The 15976-nt window shown below is 61.4% G+C and carries 14 protein-coding genes; 7 read left to right on the plus strand and 7 right to left on the minus strand.

All coding sequences use genetic code 11. The features are described 5' to 3' along the window. Nucleotides 1-8: 8 nt before the first annotated feature. From EXY20_RS35775 to EXY20_RS35800, 6 genes are all read right to left on the minus strand, one after another. The gene (locus EXY20_RS35775; RefSeq protein WP_167859759.1) at nt 9-701 is read right to left on the minus strand and encodes a GntR family transcriptional regulator; all 693 of its coding nucleotides are present in this window, start codon (nt 699-701) and stop codon (nt 9-11) included. Then, complete coding sequence (locus EXY20_RS35780) at nt 701-1531, minus strand: carbohydrate ABC transporter permease (RefSeq protein WP_135557226.1); 831 nt, start codon at nt 1529-1531, stop codon at nt 701-703. Before EXY20_RS35780 ends, EXY20_RS35775 begins: the two co-directional genes overlap by 1 nt. A gap of 37 nt (nt 1532-1568) precedes the next feature. Further along, complete coding sequence (locus tag EXY20_RS35785) at nt 1569-2528, minus strand: carbohydrate ABC transporter permease (protein WP_135557227.1); 960 nt, start codon at nt 2526-2528, stop codon at nt 1569-1571. Between the two features lie 87 nt (nt 2529-2615). Then, the gene (locus EXY20_RS35790) at nt 2616-3977 is read right to left on the minus strand and encodes an ABC transporter substrate-binding protein (RefSeq protein ID WP_135557228.1); all 1362 of its coding nucleotides are present in this window, start codon (nt 3975-3977) and stop codon (nt 2616-2618) included. 229 nt (nt 3978-4206) lie between these two features. After that, nucleotides 4207-5001: a metallophosphoesterase family protein gene (locus EXY20_RS35795; RefSeq protein ID WP_135557229.1), complete on the minus strand. Its 795-nt coding sequence runs from the start codon at nt 4999-5001 to the stop codon at nt 4207-4209. A 3-nt stretch (nt 5002-5004) separates the two neighbouring features. After that, nucleotides 5005-6006 carry a metallophosphoesterase family protein gene (locus EXY20_RS35800; protein WP_135557230.1) on the minus strand — a complete coding sequence of 334 codons (1002 nt, stop codon included), beginning with the start codon at nt 6004-6006 and terminating at the stop codon, nt 5005-5007. Between the two features lie 207 nt (nt 6007-6213). On the opposite strand from EXY20_RS35800, the gene EXY20_RS35805 reads away from it, so the two are divergent. From EXY20_RS35805 to EXY20_RS35835, 7 genes are all read left to right on the plus strand, one after another. Next, nucleotides 6214-7002 carry an alpha/beta hydrolase gene (locus EXY20_RS35805; protein WP_135557231.1) on the plus strand — a complete coding sequence of 263 codons (789 nt, stop codon included), beginning with the start codon at nt 6214-6216 and terminating at the stop codon, nt 7000-7002. 748 nt (nt 7003-7750) lie between these two features. After that, nucleotides 7751-8620 carry a 5-oxoprolinase subunit PxpB gene (gene pxpB / locus EXY20_RS35810; RefSeq protein ID WP_135557232.1) on the plus strand — a complete coding sequence of 290 codons (870 nt, stop codon included), beginning with the start codon at nt 7751-7753 and terminating at the stop codon, nt 8618-8620. Beyond that, entirely contained in the window at nt 8617-9627 is a 1011-nt protein-coding gene (locus EXY20_RS35815; RefSeq protein WP_135557233.1) for a 5-oxoprolinase subunit C family protein, read from the plus strand. Before pxpB ends, EXY20_RS35815 begins: the two co-directional genes overlap by 4 nt. A gap of 105 nt (nt 9628-9732) precedes the next feature. Next, entirely contained in the window at nt 9733-10527 is a 795-nt protein-coding gene (locus tag EXY20_RS35820) for a LamB/YcsF family protein (RefSeq protein WP_135557234.1), read from the plus strand. 565 nt (nt 10528-11092) lie between these two features. After that, entirely contained in the window at nt 11093-11383 is a 291-nt protein-coding gene (locus EXY20_RS35825) for a CD3324 family protein (RefSeq protein WP_135557235.1), read from the plus strand. A 265-nt stretch (nt 11384-11648) separates the two neighbouring features. After that, the gene (locus EXY20_RS35830; RefSeq protein WP_235886363.1) at nt 11649-12350 is read left to right on the plus strand and encodes a PIG-L deacetylase family protein; all 702 of its coding nucleotides are present in this window, start codon (nt 11649-11651) and stop codon (nt 12348-12350) included. Nucleotides 12351-12375: 25 nt separating this feature from the next. Then, nucleotides 12376-15018 carry a glucosidase family protein gene (locus tag EXY20_RS35835; protein ID WP_135557237.1) on the plus strand — a complete coding sequence of 881 codons (2643 nt, stop codon included), beginning with the start codon at nt 12376-12378 and terminating at the stop codon, nt 15016-15018. Nucleotides 15019-15115: 97 nt separating this feature from the next. Here the strand turns inward: EXY20_RS35835 and EXY20_RS35840 are convergent, their stop codons facing one another. Beyond that, nucleotides 15116-15913 (minus strand): response regulator transcription factor, encoded by a 798-nt coding sequence (locus EXY20_RS35840; protein ID WP_167859760.1) that lies wholly within the window; start codon nt 15911-15913, stop codon nt 15116-15118. Nucleotides 15914-15976: the final 63 nt, after the last annotated feature.

A 15976-nucleotide genomic window follows, 5' to 3' on the forward strand; every position in this document is an offset into this window, starting at 1 on the left:
TTTCCCTCTTAAACGTCGAAGCGGGGCATTTGTTCCCGGGCCAGCTCGTTCAATTCAAATACCGCCTGCCTGGCGCCCTCGTAGTCGCCGCATTCGAGCGCCGCGTACACCCGTTCGTTGTATCGTCTGGCATTGTTCGGCTTGGACAGATGGCCATGGTGCATTTTGCGGAAGGAGACGATCTTGAACGTGTATTTCCCTTTGATCTTGTCGAGAATTTCCATCATCGTCCGGTTCTGCGCCGCTTCCAGAATCGTGCCGACGAACTGCAGCGAGCTTTCGTAATAAGTCAAGTAATCCTCCTCGTCGGCCGCCCGGATTTGACGGTCGAGGTAGGTTCGCAGCGCCGCCATATCGAAGCGAAGCCCGCGTTTGGCCGCCGTTTCGATGCTCATCATCTGCATGGCGGCGAGCACCTCGAGCATATCGCTGAACTCGCGGAACGTGATGTCCTTGACGAACACGCCGCGGCCGCGGATCGATTCGAGGAAGCCTTCCGTCTCCAGCAGCGAGATGGCGGCGCGAATCGGCGTCCGGCTCATGTTCAGCCGTTCCGCCAACTCGTTCTCCGAGAGCAGCGTGCCCGGCAAATAGTCGCCGCGCACAATCTGCTCCCGGAGTTGATGATAGGCCGATTTTTCCAGCGATGGTTTGCCGGTGATCGGTATTGCCGTTCGTGAATCAAACGTGGAAGAAGTCATTAACGCAAGCCGCCTTTTAGGAAAGAATCGATAATTTGACGTTGCAACAATAAGTATAGCAGCAGAATCGGCAAGCTTGCCATGACGGTGGCCGCCATCATCGGCCCCCATTGGTTCGCTTCGGTGGACATGAACGACTGCAGACCGATCTGCAGCGTCGAATATTTCGGCTTGTTCGTGACGAGCAGCGGCCAGAAATATTCGTTCCACGCCGAAATGAACAGCAGCACGCCGGTCGAGGCGATGGTCGCGCGCAGGTTCGGGAACACCGTTCGCCACAGCACGCTCCAGTCGGAGGCGCCGTCGAGATGGGCGGCTTCGATCAGCGTTTTCGGAAACGACTTGAAGCTGTTGTACAGCTGCTGCACCGCAAACGCCGACACGATGTTCGGGATGATCAGACCGAGCAAATTGTTGCGCAGCCCCCAGCCGCTGATGACGACGTAATTCGGAATCATGATGACTTGAAACGGCACCAGCCAGGTGAGCGAAATGAGTCCGTACACAAGCGAGCTGCCGCGAAACCGCCAGCGGGTGAACGCGTAAGCCGCCAGTATGCTGGTCAGCAGCTGCGCCGCGGTCTGCGCGACGGCCACGGTCAGCGAATTGGTCATCATGCGGGCCATCGGGATGGCGTGCCACGCATAGCTGTAATTGGCGAACGTCCAGTGGCGGGGAAGCAGCGAAATCGAATAAATTTCGCCCGCCGGCTTGAACGAAGTGTTGAGCATCCAATAGAACGGGAAGATGGCGAGCACGCTGAGCAGCACCAGCAGCGCGTGCTTGACCGTCGTTGCCGTTCGGGACCCTTGCAGCCGGGCGCTCCTCATCGGGGTTCCTCCTGTTATGCGATGCGCTCGGCATCGCTTAGTTGTCGTAAAACGACAGCTTGTTCGACAGCTTCATGAAGCCCCAGGCGATCGCCGCGGAGCCAAGCACGACCAGCACGGCGGCAGCCGAGCTCAGGCCGACGGAAAACGTTTTGAAGCCGTACGTCCACAGCAGGTAATAAATGTTCGTCGTCGAATTGATCGGACCGCCCTGCGTCAGCACGTTGACGTACGAGAAGCTCCATTCGGAAGCGAACAGCGTGCTGAGCATCGCCATAAACATGATCGTCGGCGACAGCAGCGGCAGGTACACGTGCCGGATGAGCTGCCGGCGGTTGGCCCGGTCCATTTTGGCCGCTTCGATATATTCCTTGTTCATGCCGGTCAGCGCCGCCGAAAAAATAAGCGTGCTGAAGCCGATCAGCTTCCAGCCGGTAATGAAGGTGATCGACCAGATCGCCCAGCGCTCGTCGGAGAAGAAGCGGATCGGATCGTGCACGACGCCGAGCGAAACGAGCACATGGTCGACGAGGCCGCCCATCGGGTTCATCAGCCAGCTCCAGACGGAGGAAACGGCGACCGGCGCCATAATCATCGGCACGAACACAAGCGCCCGGTACACGTTGCGCGCGCGCTTCCCGATACTGTCGGTCGAAATCGCGATAGCAAGCGGGATAAGCAGCGAAAACGGCAGCACGCCCACGGTGTAGATCAACGTATTGACGAGCGCCTGGCCCATGTCCGGCAAGTTGAACAGCAGTCGGTAGTTGTCCAGTCCCAAATATTCCTTCGGCGAGGTGGGCAGCATGTTCCATTCGTAGAAGCTGAGACGGAACGTCTGGACGAGCGGCCGGTAAATCCAGAAGCCGATCGAAAGGATGGCCGGCAGCAAGTAAAGCCACGGCTTCAGCTTGCGCAGCGGAAACGGCTTGCGGCTTCGCTGCCCGGCTGCGGAGCGCGCGCCGGCAGCCGCGGCCGGCATGGCATTGCTACTCATAGGTTCGATCCTCCATTCCGAATCGTCAGATCGGGCCGAAGAACGGGCAGCGCACGAAGCTCCCGTTCTTCGCCCGGGCGGCGCCAGCTACTGGATCAGCGCTTGCGCCCGTTTCTGCGCATCTTGCATGATCGGCGCAATGTCGCCTGTGCTCTGGATCGATTTCTGTACGGCGTCGAGCAGCGTCGTTTCCACCTGGTTCCACTTGGACCCCGGGTACGACACCCAGGGCGTCAGCCGCGTCAGCTGTTCCAGGTTCGGTTTGACCAGCGGATTTTGCGCCACCCAGTCTTTCAAATAGTTCGGGTCGTCGACGATGGCCGGACGAAGCGGCAAGTAGCCCATTTTCGACGTGATGATCGTGTAGCCTTGTTCGCTGGTGACGAATTTCAGGAACTCCCAGGCCGCCTTCTGCTTTGCCTTGTCGTCGGAGAGGATGAACAGGGCGCTGCCCGAGTTGACCGGAGTCGTCGGTTTGCTGCCGTAGGAAGGCATCGCCGCCGCTTTCAGCTCCCAGCCGCCCGCCTTGGAAGCGGCGATGAAGCCGCTCTGCAGCGCGCTTGTCGTCAGCACCATGCCGACCTTGGCTTCGCTGAACGCTTGCGTCACGTCGCCGTCGTTGTTTTTGTCGTGCGCGCCGCTGACGACGAGGTCCTGCCACATCTTGATCGCGTCAACGGCTGCCGGTTCGCCGAACTGGATCGTTTTGCGGTCGTCGGAAATGACCTTGCCGCCGTTGCTGCCGATCAGCGCCTGCACAACCCAGTCGTTGCCGGTTGCGCCGGTGACGTGTACGCCGGCCGCTTTTGTTTTCGCGGCGATCTGCAGCGCGGCCTGCTTCACTTCGTCCCATGTTTTGGGCGGATTCTCCGGGTCGAGCCCGGCGTCCTTGAACAGCTTGGCATTGTAAAATAGGACCGGCGTACTGAACGTGTAGGGCAGGCCGTACGTTTTGCCGTTCAACATGCCGAGCTTGAGGCCGTTCGGGGAGAAGCCCTCGAAATTTTTCTTCAGCTCGTCCGCCGGCACGATATCTTCCAGCGCCTTGGCGTTGTAGTTTTTCACTGCATAATCGAGGCCGTCAAAAACGAGCTGGGCCACGTCCGGACGCGTGCCGGCGGCGATGTCGGCTTGCACCTTCGTGTTGATTTCCGTCGAGGCGACGGGGATGGCGTCCACCTTGATATCGGGATGCGCCGCTTCGAATTCGCCGATCAGCTGCAGCACGCCGTCCTTCTGGCTGGCGATCGCCAGGTTGTAGCTGTAGAACGAAATTTTTGTCGTTTGTCCGGACGGTTTGGCCGAGCCGGCGGTTGTGTTTGTGCTTGCGCTTGGGCTGCTGCCGGCGGCGCCGGACGATTCGTTGCCTTTGTCGGCATTGCCGCAAGCCGCCGTCGCGAGCAGGGCGAGGGAAAGGACAGCGGCGAGTTTCGTTTTTTGGCGAGGCATGGTTTCGCTCCTTTATCGGACTATCCGATGAATGGTTTATTGATGCGCGGCCTGCAATTTTTTCAGATCGTATTCGACAAGGGTGTGTTTGAATACTCCGAGGACAGCAGATTGTGCCGAATTTTCGTTCCATGCAAGGAAGTTTTGTGCAGGCTTACCGGGGGTAAGTCAAGCAAAGCTGACGCAGCAGGGGGCGAAAAGGCGGTGCGAGATGCACCTGAGCGGGTGTTCAAACACGCCCCAGCACGCGCTGATCGCCGGGCATCGTCATCGGCTGCACGACCATTTGCCCGTTCTTGACGACGCCGAGGTTGTAGCCGGACCGGTCGACCATGCGCATGACCTCGGCCGAAGACGGATCGAGACCAAAGGCCACGCCGTCGGCGGCGGCGCACGGAAAACCGGCGAGCTGGCCGATGTTGTGAAAATGGATGTGGCCCGACAGCAGGCCTATAACATCGGTGCCCTCGAGCACGCGCGCCAGATCCTGCGGATTTTGCAGCAAATGGCTGTCCATCATCGCCGTTGGCGTTGGCACGACGGGGTGGTGATGGACGACGATCGTGCCTCGCGGCGCCGGTACGGCCAGCAGGTCACGCAGCCATGCCAGCTGCTGCTCGTCGATGCGGCCGTCATGGGTGCCGGGCACCTGCGTATTCAGCACCGCCACGCGCAGCCCGTCGGCCATGAAGCTGTAATAGTAGGACTCCTCCGAAGGCGTTTCTTCGAGATACCCTTCGCGAAACGGCCCGCGGAAATCGTGGTTGCCGAGCGCCACATGAATCGGGATGCCGATCGCCATTTCCTGCTCGCGCAGGAACGAACGCAAAAACTTGTAGTCGTCGAGATCTCCGTCATGCGTCAGATCGCCGCTGATGACGACAAACGCCGGTTTTGGCTGCAGCTTGCCGATTTCGGCGCATACGTTGCGCAGCTTGTCGGCCATGACCAGGCCGAACAGCGGCGTTTTGCCCGGTTTGCTGAGGTGGATGTCGGTCAGATGGACAAAAAAGATCGGCTCCATGATTTAGTGCTCCTCCCGATAGGTATGGTTGCGCGGCGGATAAGCGGCGATGTCTTGCACGCCGTCCAGGTGAATGACGCGGTACGCAGGCCGGCCGTCGATCATGGTGACCCATAGGATCAAGTTGGCGTTGCCGCCTGTTGCCGCTTCGCCGTGGGCCAGCCCGCCGGTGCGGCCGAGCTGGATATGCTCGCGGTCGCCGTTCCCGTGGCGCGTATATTCCATTTCGTGAAAGTGCCCGGCAAAAATCGTATGCGGCCGCCCTGCCAGCAAGCGCTCTAGCGCGCGAAAATCTTCGTTGCCCGGCGCTTTCCAGCCCGGCTTGTGCATGTTGACGAACGTCCAGCTGACGTCCTTGTTATCTTCGAGTACACGTTGGAAAAAGGAGAGCTGCTCCTCGCCGATGCTGATCTTCAGTTGGCCGAGGACGGCAAGCTGTTCGGGCGTAAACGCGCCGGCGAACGCTTTGAGCGCTTCCTTGGGATTGTCCTGGTTGCGTTTGAACGTATCGGTCACCTGTTTGATGATGTCGACCACGTCGTCCGGCATTTCGTCCGGCGTATGTTCGGTGTTGACGGTAAGGAACAGCGTATCGCCGACGCGGAACGCGTAATAATCCAACCCTTTGCGTTCGCTCCATATTTGCGCCATCAGGCGGTTGCCGTAATCGTGATTGCCGACCGTCGGGTAAAAAGGAAGCCCCGTCGCCCTCACTTTGCCGTCCAGCTCGTCCCATTCCTCATGGGCGTAAGCCGCGTCCCGCCAATAGCCCTCGATCAGATCGCCGACCGCAAGCACCAGGTCGGGCTTCAGCGCTTGCAGCAGCTCCAGCGCCTTCTCGAACACGCCGTCGGTGGCCATCCCGCAACGATCGCCAACGACGGCGAACGAAAAGCTGCCGCCCGTTTGCTCCGGCAGGCTGCCGAACCAGGGGCGTTTGTCGGATGTAAAACGCGGGTCCTCGAACATCGTGCTGCGTTTCGGTGCCAGTTGCATCGTTTGCATGATTTCGCTCCTCTCGCTATCTGACAAACCTAAGTATGCAGGTTGTATGTAAGCTGAATATTATTGGGATGTATAGAATTTATGAAGCGGCTTGCGAATAGGGTTGCGGACGGGAAATTTTTTGGGTAGGCTGGATAGGGAGCGTTTTCAGCAAGGGAAAATCGTGGGATTTCATAAGGGATTTTATAAAGGAGAGGTGGCTGTTCGATGACGTTTGAATTATGGCCGGAAGGGGCGCCCGGCGCCAAAGGAACGGAACTGGAGGATCGGCCGCGGTTGACGCCGTACCTGGTGGAAGGCGGGGAGCCGCGCGGCGTTGTGATTGTATGCCCCGGAGGCGGTTACGGCGGCCGCGCCGCGCATGAAGGAAAGCCGATCGCGGAGTGGCTGAACGGCATCGGCGTCTCGGCGTTTGTGCTCGATTATCGCGTGGCCCCGTACCGGCACCCGGTGCCGCTGGGCGACGCCCAGCGCGCCATCCGCCACGTGCGCCATCATGCCGCTTCGTTCGGGATCGACCCGGCGCGGATCGGCATCCTCGGCTTTTCCGCCGGCGGGCATTTGGCGTCTTCGACTGCGGTGCATTTCGACGAAGGCGACGCCGGTGCGGCCGATCCGATCGAGCGCGCCAGCAGCCGTCCGAACGCGGCGATTCTTTGCTACCCGGTCATCACGTTCGGGGAGCACCGGCATAACGGGTCGCGCGTCAACCTGCTTGGCGCGGATGCGCCGCAGGAGCTCGTCGACTTGATGTCGAGCGAGCTGCAGGTGACGGCAAACACGCCGCCGACGTTCATCTGGCACACGTCGGACGACGCCGCCGTGCCGGTCGAAAACGCGCTGCTGATGGCGGCGGCGCTCAGCAGGCACAAGGTGCCGTTCGAGCTGCACAGCTACGAAAGCGGCCGCCACGGCCTCGGCCTCGCCGCTAACGAGCCGGAAACGCACACATGGACACGCCTCTGCGAGCTGTGGCTGCGCAAGCAAGGCTGGTAAGACTGCTGCATGGTGTGAGTGTGGCGGGAAAGAGCGGCGTGTAAGTGGCTGGTAGTTGCGGAAGAGCGGGAATGTGGTAAGTAGAGGGAAGTGGCAGGTGGCTGCGGAAGAGCGGGGAATGTGGTAAGTAGATGAGGGAAGTGGCAGGCAGCAAGTAGTTGCGGGGCACGGCTGGAGAGTGGCATGGAAGTGGCGGGAAAGTAGCTGGATAGTGGTGGCAGGTAGCAGGTAGTTGCGGAAGAGCGGCGAACGTGGTGAGTAGACGGGGAAACGTGGCAAGTAGCTGCGGAAGAGCAGGGAATCTGGTAAGTAGATGAGAAACGTGGCAGGTAGCAAGTAGTTGTGGGGCGTGGCTGGAGAGTGGCGTGTACGTGACGGAGAAGTAGCTGGATAGTGGTGGCAAGTAGTTGCGAAAACGGCAGAAAGTAGCGAAAAGCAGCGGTTGACGACGCGAACGAGGCAGTTTGACCAGAGGTTCTTCAAAAATAAGCCACTTTTTATGGCCTATTCCGCTCCAAACAGTCCGTATCGGCAAAATAGGCTATGTTTCCACTGGCTATTTGGTTGCAAAACCCGATTTTGGGGCTGTCCGGAGCAAATAACCAGTGTTTTCACTGGCTATTTTTGCGGAGGGGGTCCATATTCAGCCAATAAGCCATTTTTTATGGCCTATTTTCGCCGGATGCGTCACAGACAAGCTTTATTGTCGACAATAAGCGGTCGGCACGCCGGAAGGAGATGGTGCGACATGGCGAAGATCACGCCGCGTGACGGCGAACAAGCTTGCGAGCGCGAGCCGGCACCTGAGCTGTTCCCGCTCGGGGACACGGCTGTCACGATCCGCTTCGCCACGGCGATCGGCGACGCCGCGAGCAGGCGGGTGCGCGCGCTCGACGCCTACTTGCTGAGCCGGCCACTCCCCGGCATGATCGAGGCGGTACCGGCGTACGCGGCGCTGACCGTGTTCTACGATCCGCCGGCGGTCCGGGCATTTGCCGCCGCCGCAGCTGTCGCAGGCCTGGCAGCCGAACGCGGCGGCGGCGAATACCGGCGACGCACCGCCGCGGACACGATTGGCGCGCTGCTGCTCGAAGCTGCCGCCGCCAGCATGGAGTGCGGCATTTCCGCCGCCGGCGCCGTGCTGCGCGAGGTCGAAATCCCCGTCTGCTACGGCGGCGCATTCGGACCCGATCTCGCCGAAGTGGCGGCCCATTGCGGCCTGAGCGCGGACGACGTTGTCCGCCTCCATACGGAAGCCGCGTACACGGTCGATATGATCGGCTTCGTGCCCGGTTTTCCTTATATGAGCGGGCTGCCGCCGGCGCTCGCAGCGCCCCGCCGCGAAACGCCGCGCGCGGCCGTCCCGGCAGGCGCCGTCGGCATCGGCGGCGCGCAAACCGGCGTCTACCCGCTGGCGACGCCGGGCGGCTGGCAACTGATCGGGCGGACGCCGCTGCGGCTGTTCCGCCCGGAGCACAACCAGCCGAGCCTGCTTGCGCCGGGCGACCGCGTGCGTTTCGCGGCGATCGGCGAAGCCGCGTTCGCCGAACTGGCGCGCCGCGAAGAGCAAGCGGCGCACGCAAGCACGGACCGGCTGGCCGGGGGGACGGCGCCATGATCGCCGTTATCGAGCCCGGGCTGCGCTCCGCCTTGCAGGACGCCGGCCGCTTCGGCTACCGCCGCATCGGCGTGCCGGCGTCCGGCGCCGCCGATGCCGCTGCGCTGCGCGCGGCCAACCTGCTCGTCGGCAACGCGCCCGGCGCCGCCTGCATCGAAACAACGCTGCGCGGGCCGACGCTGCGCTTTGCCGAAGACGCGCTCGTCGCGCTGACCGGAGCGCCGCTGGCCGCGCGCATCGACAGCGATGGCCCGCTGCCGCACGCGGCTCCGTTCTTCGTGCGCGCCGGCGCCACGCTCACGCTCGGCGGCGCCGCCCGCGGCTTGCGCGGCTGCGTCGCCGTCGCCGGCGGCTTTGCCGCGCCCGCTCCGCTCGGCAGCCGCAGCGTCTACGCGCCGGCCGGGCTCGGTCGCCCGCTGGCGGCGGGCGACGTGCTATCGCTGGGCGCGCCGAGCGCGAGCGCCCAACGATTGCTGCGCCGGCTGCGCGAAGGTGCCGGCGATGCCGCCTGGGCCGCGGCCGGCTGGCGCGCCGCGGCGGACTTGGCCGGCCCGGCCGGAAGCGCGGCGGGCGGCGCTCCCGTGCGCGTGCGCGTCGTACCCGGGCGCGAGCTGGTTTTGTTCGCGCCGGCAAGCCGCGAAGCGCTGTTCGCCGGCGCTTACGCGGTCACGCCGCAGGCCGACCGCATGGGCTGCCGGCTGCGCGGCGAACCGCTGCTGCTGGCGCAGCCGCTGGAGCTGGTGTCCGAGGCGGTAGCGCCGGGCACGGTGCAGGTGCCGCCGGACGGACAGCCGATCGTGCTGCTGGCCGACTGCCAGACGACCGGCGGTTATCCGCGCATCGCGCACGTTGCGGCGGTCGACCTGCCGCTCGTGGCGCAGGCGCCGCCCGGCAGCCGGCTTGCGTTCGAGCCGATCGGCATGGAGGAGGCGGATCGGCTGCATGCGCGCCGCGAGCGCGATTTTGCCCTGCTGGCCGCGGCGCTCGAAGCAAGGATGCGGCAATAAGCAGCGGTTTCGGAGCGTGATGCATATAGGCAGTTCGCTCCGAAATCGCTTGCCCGCGACAGTGCCTGCGACAGTGTCCGCGACAGGTAAAGGAGGCGTCCGCAGATGGAGCGGAAAACAACGATCGACATCAATTGCGACATGGGCGAAGGCTTCGGCGCGTACCGGCCTCGCGGGGACGCCGAGCTGCTCGAGCTGGCGACGTCGGCCAACATCGCCTGCGGCTTCCATGCCGGCGATCCGGCGATCATGCGCGAGACGGTGCGGCTGTGCGCCGCCCGCGGCGTTGCCGTCGGCGCCCATCCCGGCCTGCCCGATCCGCTCGGCTTCGGCCGGCGCGACATGCGCATCAGCGCGCAGGAAGCTTACGACATGGTCGTGTACCAGATCGGCGCCCTGCAGGCGTTCGCCCAAGCGGAAGGCACGGCGCTGCGCCATGTGAAGCCGCACGGCGCGCTGTACAACATGGCCGCGGTCGATCGCGGCCTGGCGGACGCAATTGCGGACGCGGTGCGCCGCGTCGATCCTCGGCTGGCGCTGTTCGCGCTCGCCGGCAGCGAGCTTGCGGCCGCGGGCCGACGCGCCGGGCTGCGCACGGCCGGCGAAGCGTTCGCGGATCGCGCCTATCGCCGGGACGGCACGCTTGTCCCGCGCGGCGAGCCGGGCGCGGTGATCGCGGACGCGTCGGCCGCTGCGGCGCGGACCGTCGCCATGCTGCAAAACGGATTCGTCCCCGCTGCGGACGGAAGCGCGGTGGCGATCGACGCCGACACCGTATGCGTGCACGGCGACGGCGAGCACGCGGCGGCACTGCTGCGGCAGCTTCGCGAGGCGCTGCGGGAAGCCGGCATCGAGGCGAAGCCGTTCTCCGCTAGCGAGTCCGGGAAAAATCGGTTATAGCGAATCTTTCGCTTGTGAACGTGCCGGCGATTGTGAGTAAATAAAGGTGCCGGCCGGCGATTCCAACGAAAGGAGCGTGATCGATTTGATTCAAAATTATGAGGTGGTTTCCGCCTAACCAGCGGAAATGCTAGTCTTGCGAAGGGGGCCGCGCTTGCGGTTTCCCTTCCCAAGATATTAATGGGCGTACATAGCGGGGCCCGGTTCGGAATTCGCTCTTGATCGTTTCCGGCCGTTCCTATATAATGGAAGAGTCAATTGACCAATTACAGGTGAAAGGAGATGAGGAAGATGATTCATTTTAACGATCAATCCGCAGGCCATGAGGTGTTAACCAACTGAATAGCGGCATCACCGAATTAACCGTCACCTGAATCATAAGCGTTACGAGCAGGCACGATTTTGGTTATCGTGTTTTTTTTGTTCTCATTTTCGGCATTCAGCCGACCCACACTACGATCCCATAGAAAAGGAGGAGCGATTTACATGCAAGATATTGTAGCAGCTGCAACGGCCACCCATTTTGCAACGGAAGCACGCAATCGATTCGAGGAGGTATTACAAGGTGAGTTACAAAAACGGAAGGGATATTCTTCCCCCTAGCTTATTAAAACAATTGCAGGACTATATCCAGGGCGAAATCGTCTACATCCCCAAAAAAGAGCAGAAACGCGCGGGCTGGGGAGAAAACAACGGCACGCGGCTGTATATCGAACGGCGCAACAATGAAATTTTCCGCCAGCACAAAAGCGGTATGACGATGGCGGAGCTCGTATGCACGTACCATCTGTCCGAAGACAGCATCCGCAAAATCATCGTCAAAACGCGGGAACTTGTCGCGAATGCGGCGCAATAAGCGGCATCGCGGCTGCATCCGGCAAACGCGCGGCCAGAAACGAAAGCGGGATCACCGAATATTCGGCGATCCCGCTTATTTTGTCTGTCGCAATTTGACCCCAGCAGAAAGCGCCCCAGCTTTATCGCCTCCGGCCGCAGCGGCGGCGCCCGGCCCAAAACCGTTTTTCGGATTTTGAGAAAAGCGGTTACTTTTTTCGGATGTGGCTCAAAAAGGCGGTTGTTATAATAAAGTCACAGTGAAAAGGGAGGTTGGTCATTTGCGAGTGTTGGCTTGTTGTGCTCATCCCGATGACGCCGAGTTGCTGGCAGGCGGGACGCTGGCGAAGTACGCCGCAAGAGGAGACGACGTGTTTATCGCCATCGCGACGAACGGCGAGGTCGGGCATCCCACGATGAAGAAGGAGCAAATTGCCGAGGTCAGGCGCGAAGAAGCTTTGCGGGCGGCGAATGTAATCGGGGCGACGCTGTACTGGCTCGGGTTTCCCGACGAGTTTCTGTTCGACCGGGAGGAAACGCGGCTGGCGTTCATCGATACGATCCGCCGCTGTCGGCCGGATGTCGTGCTCACGCACTGGCCCGGCGATTTGTACAATCCCGACCATACGACGACCGGCCAACTGATCAACGATGTGGCGATCATGACGACAGTGCCGAATATTGTGACCGAATCGCCGCCGTGCGAAAAAATTCCGGTCGTTTATTTTATGGACAGTATGGCGGGCGTCGGGTTCATTCCGGAAGAATATGTCGACATTACCGCAACGCTCGATACGAAGCAGAAAATGCTGGCCGAGCATCGCAGCCAAGTGTCCGATTGGCTCAAGGATCAATACGACGCAACCGTTGCGGATATGGTGACGATTTCCGCCCAATACCGCGGCATCCAGGCCGGGGTTCGTTACGCGGAAGGGTTCATCCGCGCCAAGGCCTGGCCGCGCGGCGTAACGGGGACGCTGCTGCCGTAACGAAAATGTCGAGGGAGGCTGACCGATGAAAGAAACGAGGAAACGGATCGCCATCGAATGGCGGGACGGCGAAATTGCCGGCCATGTGAAGGTGGCCGGCGGCAAGGTTGTCGGCGGCAGAGCGGCAAGAGGCAAGGGGACGTTTGAGCCGGAAGGGCCGAGCTTTGCCGGGGAAGGCGCCTTCCGGCTTGAGCTCGACATCGAAGAGGCGACCGGGCCGGAGGCCAGGCCTGCCGTCGTGACGATCGATACCGGGACCAACCCGTTCAGCTTCTTCCTGCGCGACGTTGGCCCGCGTTATCCGATCTACTTGCCGAAGTACGGCGTTGCTGCAACCGTCCAAGAGGACGAGCGAACGTATGCGGATATCGAACGCGACGTTCGGGCGCGCGGGCTCGTCATAAACCTCGAGCGAATCGCCTCGGAGCCGGAAGAGAGCTTCGAGGAGGCGGCGCGGCATACGCTCGATCTCGATTGCCAAACCTGGCTCGGCTTGTCGCGCGATATGCGCATCTTCGGCTTTGGCTTTCGCGGCACCGGCGGCGACGAGCGGTCATGGGACTGGGTGGAACCGCGTTACCACGGCAAGCAGGTCACGATTCCCGATAACGACGACAAACCCGTGCGATACCGGTTCCTGCTCGGACGCGGCATCGGCTGCGTTCGCGACATCACGAGGAGGCTCGAGGAAGGCACGCTGCCGATCGTGCATGCCACGATGGTCGATGAAGATATTCGATACGATACGATCTCGTTCGTGTCCAACGAAACCAGCCCGTTGACCGCGGAGACGGTGCGCGGCACGCATTATTTGGTCGCCGACGCCCACGGACACGGGCATATGTTTACCAAGGAGCAGGCGGAACAGTACGAGCAATTGGCGACGGACGAAAAAAACCGCGAGGAGGAAACGGTGTTTTATTTCCGCGCGGCGGCAACGAATACGGCGCGGGTGCCGCGCTATGCGTGGTTCAAAAACATCGTGCCGAACGCTTACGTGCCGTACTACAACATGCCGTATACATTCGACGGGCAAACCGGCTTTGTGCAGTTCGCGGAAGATCGCGTCTGCTGCGTATCCAAGCTGAACGGGCAGCCGCTTGCCAGCGACGAGTCGGCGATATTGCTCGAACCGGGCGAATCGGCCGTTTTCGAGTTTTATTTGCCGCATCGCCCCGTTTCACGGCCGCGCGCGGAGTGCTTGATTCGCCAGAATTTCGCCGCGCGACGGGAAGAATGCCGCCGCTACTGGCAGACGAAATTGTCGGTGGCGGCGCAAGTTCGGCTTCCGGAGAAACGCATCGAGGAGATGGTGCAAGCGGGGCTGCTGCATCTCGACCTCGTGTCCTATGGCGCGGAGCCGGACGGGACGATCATACCGACGATCGGCGTCTACACGGCGATCGGTTCCGAAAGCTCTCCCATCGTCCAATTTATGGATTCGATGGGATGGCACGAGACGGCCAAACGGGCGCTGCAATTTTTCCTCGACAAGCAGCATGACGACGGCTTTATCCAAAATTTCAACGGGTACATGCTGGAAACGGGAGCGGCTCTCTGGAGCCTCGGGGAGCATTATCGTTATACGCGCGACGAGCGGTGGGTTGCCGAAGTCAAGCCGCAGCTGTTGAAGGCGCGAGCGTATATCGCCGCCTGGCGAAGCCGCAACATGACCGAAGAGCTGCGCGGGCGAGGATTCGGCATGCTGGAAGGCAAAACGGCCGATCCCGAGGATCCGTACCATTCGTTCATGTTGAACGGATACGCGTACATCGGGCTGAGCCGGCTGGCGGAGATGCTTGCCGCCACGGACCCGATGCTTTCCGAGGCGATTCGCGCCGAGGCGGAGGCGCACAAGTCCGACATCCGCACCGCTTTCTTCCAGGCGCAGGCGCGTTCGCCGGTCGTACCGATCGGAGACGGCAGCTGGGTGCCGACCGCGCCTCCGTGGGTGGAGCATACCGGACCGCTGTCGCTCTTTGCCGAGGGCGGCAACTGGCTGACGCACGGCTCCTTCGTCGCTCGCGATTCGCTGCTCGGGCCGCTGTATCTCGTGCTGCAGGAAGTAATCGCTCCGGAGGAAACTGCCGTCGACTTCCTGCTGCAATACCACAACGAACTGATGTGCACGCGGAACGTTGCGCTCAGCCAGCCTTATTACAGCATCCATCCATGGGTGCATCTGAAGCGCGGGGAAGTACGGCCGTTCCTGAAAGCCTACTACAACGGCTTCGCGAGTCTTGCCGACCGGCAAACGTATACGTTCTGGGAGCATTACTGGCATGTGAGTCCGCACAAGACGCACGAGGAAGCATGGTTCCTCATGCAAACGCGCTGGATGCTGTATATGGAAGAAGGGGACACGCTGAAGCTGCTTCCGGGCATACCGCGCAAGTGGCTCGCGCACGGCAATGTGATCGAGTTGCAAAATGTCGCCTCTTACTTTGGGCATTTTTCGCTTCGTGTCGAATCCGACCTTGGGCAAGGTGCGATTCGGGCGGCGATCCGCTGCGCGTCCGGCAGAGCGCCGGCAGCGGTGCTGCTGCGCCTGCCCCATCCGTTCGGCGCCAAGCCGACTGTCGTGCAAGGCGGCGCGTACGACGAGCGGCGCGAAGCGGTACGGATCGACGTTTTTACCGGCACCGCCGAAGTGGAGCTGCGCTTCTGACAATGGACGCAGGGCGGGAAAGGTTCGACTATATTTCGTCAAATGGCGAAAGACCGTTCGGGGGATCCCTCGAACGGTCTTTGTGCAGAAAAGCGTCTTACGTCGGCCTATCTCCGGTATCGTACAACAGCCTGGCCGTATGTTTGGCATTTTCGTCCTGCAGCAGCCGATTGCGGTATTGCGATGGCGTAACGCCGAGCTCGTGTTTGAAAATTTGGCCGAAATAACTGGCGTCGGGGATGCCGACCTTCTCCGCGACCAGGGCAATGCCGAGCTCGGGATCGCCAAGAAGCCGGGCGGCCAGCTTCAAGCGGAATTGCGTCAAGTAGTTCATGATCGTCATCTGGTAGGCGTCCTTGAACGTGCGACCCAAATATTGATGGCTGATGTTCAATTTGTCCTCCAGCCAGGCGAGTGTGACCGGCTCCGCATAATGGCGGTGCAGCAGCACGACGATTCGGCGCGCCAACTGCACGCGCACCGGACTGATGTTGACGCGGGATGGTTCGGCGAGCATGGCGGGACGTTTGCGGATCGTCTCGCGGATGACGCGTTCCACTTCGCCGGGGTCGACCGGCTTCAGGATGAAATAGTCGATGCGGATGTCGATGGCGCGTTTGGCGAATTGAAATTCGTCGTATGCGGTAATAATCGCGATCGTCGTTTCCGGTTGTTTGGCCTTGATGGCGGCGGATACGTCGAGCCCGTTCATCCCGGGCATCCGAATGTCCATGAAAATCAGGTCGGGCATATACCGGTCGAAATGCTGCAGCACTTCCGTTCCGGACCGGGACATTTCGACGACGACCGCAGGCAGCTTGCTGTCGGTCACGATCTTGTCGAGCACTTTGCGTTCAATCGGTTCGTCGTCGGCGATGAGGATTTGCAGCAGCATCGAATTTATCCTTTCCGGTACTACACTCCATGGTATTATTACTATAACCCTTCCGGTGCGAAA

Source organism: Paenibacillus cymbidii, from assembly GCF_004764705.1.
Classification (GTDB): Bacteria; Bacillota; Bacilli; order Paenibacillales; family NBRC-103111; genus Paenibacillus_AN; species Paenibacillus_AN cymbidii.

Coding starts and splice junctions, on each gene's coding strand:
- EXY20_RS35775 (WP_167859759.1), bottom strand. CDS start 701: ATGACTTCTTCCACGTTTGATTCACGAACGGCAATACCGATCACCGGC.
- EXY20_RS35780 (WP_135557226.1), bottom strand. CDS start 1,531: ATGAGGAGCGCCCGGCTGCAAGGGTCCCGAACGGCAACGACGGTCAAG.
- EXY20_RS35785 (WP_135557227.1), bottom strand. CDS start 2,528: ATGAGTAGCAATGCCATGCCGGCCGCGGCTGCCGGCGCGCGCTCCGCA.
- EXY20_RS35790 (WP_135557228.1), bottom strand. CDS start 3,977: ATGCCTCGCCAAAAAACGAAACTCGCCGCTGTCCTTTCCCTCGCCCTG.
- EXY20_RS35795 (WP_135557229.1), bottom strand. CDS start 5,001: ATGGAGCCGATCTTTTTTGTCCATCTGACCGACATCCACCTCAGCAAA.
- EXY20_RS35800 (WP_135557230.1), bottom strand. CDS start 6,006: ATGCAAACGATGCAACTGGCACCGAAACGCAGCACGATGTTCGAGGAC.
- EXY20_RS35805 (WP_135557231.1), top strand. CDS start 6,214: ATGACGTTTGAATTATGGCCGGAAGGGGCGCCCGGCGCCAAAGGAACG.
- pxpB (WP_135557232.1), top strand. CDS start 7,751: ATGGCGAAGATCACGCCGCGTGACGGCGAACAAGCTTGCGAGCGCGAG.
- EXY20_RS35815 (WP_135557233.1), top strand. CDS start 8,617: ATGATCGCCGTTATCGAGCCCGGGCTGCGCTCCGCCTTGCAGGACGCC.
- EXY20_RS35820 (WP_135557234.1), top strand. CDS start 9,733: ATGGAGCGGAAAACAACGATCGACATCAATTGCGACATGGGCGAAGGC.
- EXY20_RS35835 (WP_135557237.1), top strand. CDS start 12,376: ATGAAAGAAACGAGGAAACGGATCGCCATCGAATGGCGGGACGGCGAA.
- EXY20_RS35840 (WP_167859760.1), bottom strand. CDS start 15,913: ATGCTGCTGCAAATCCTCATCGCCGACGACGAACCGATTGAACGCAAA.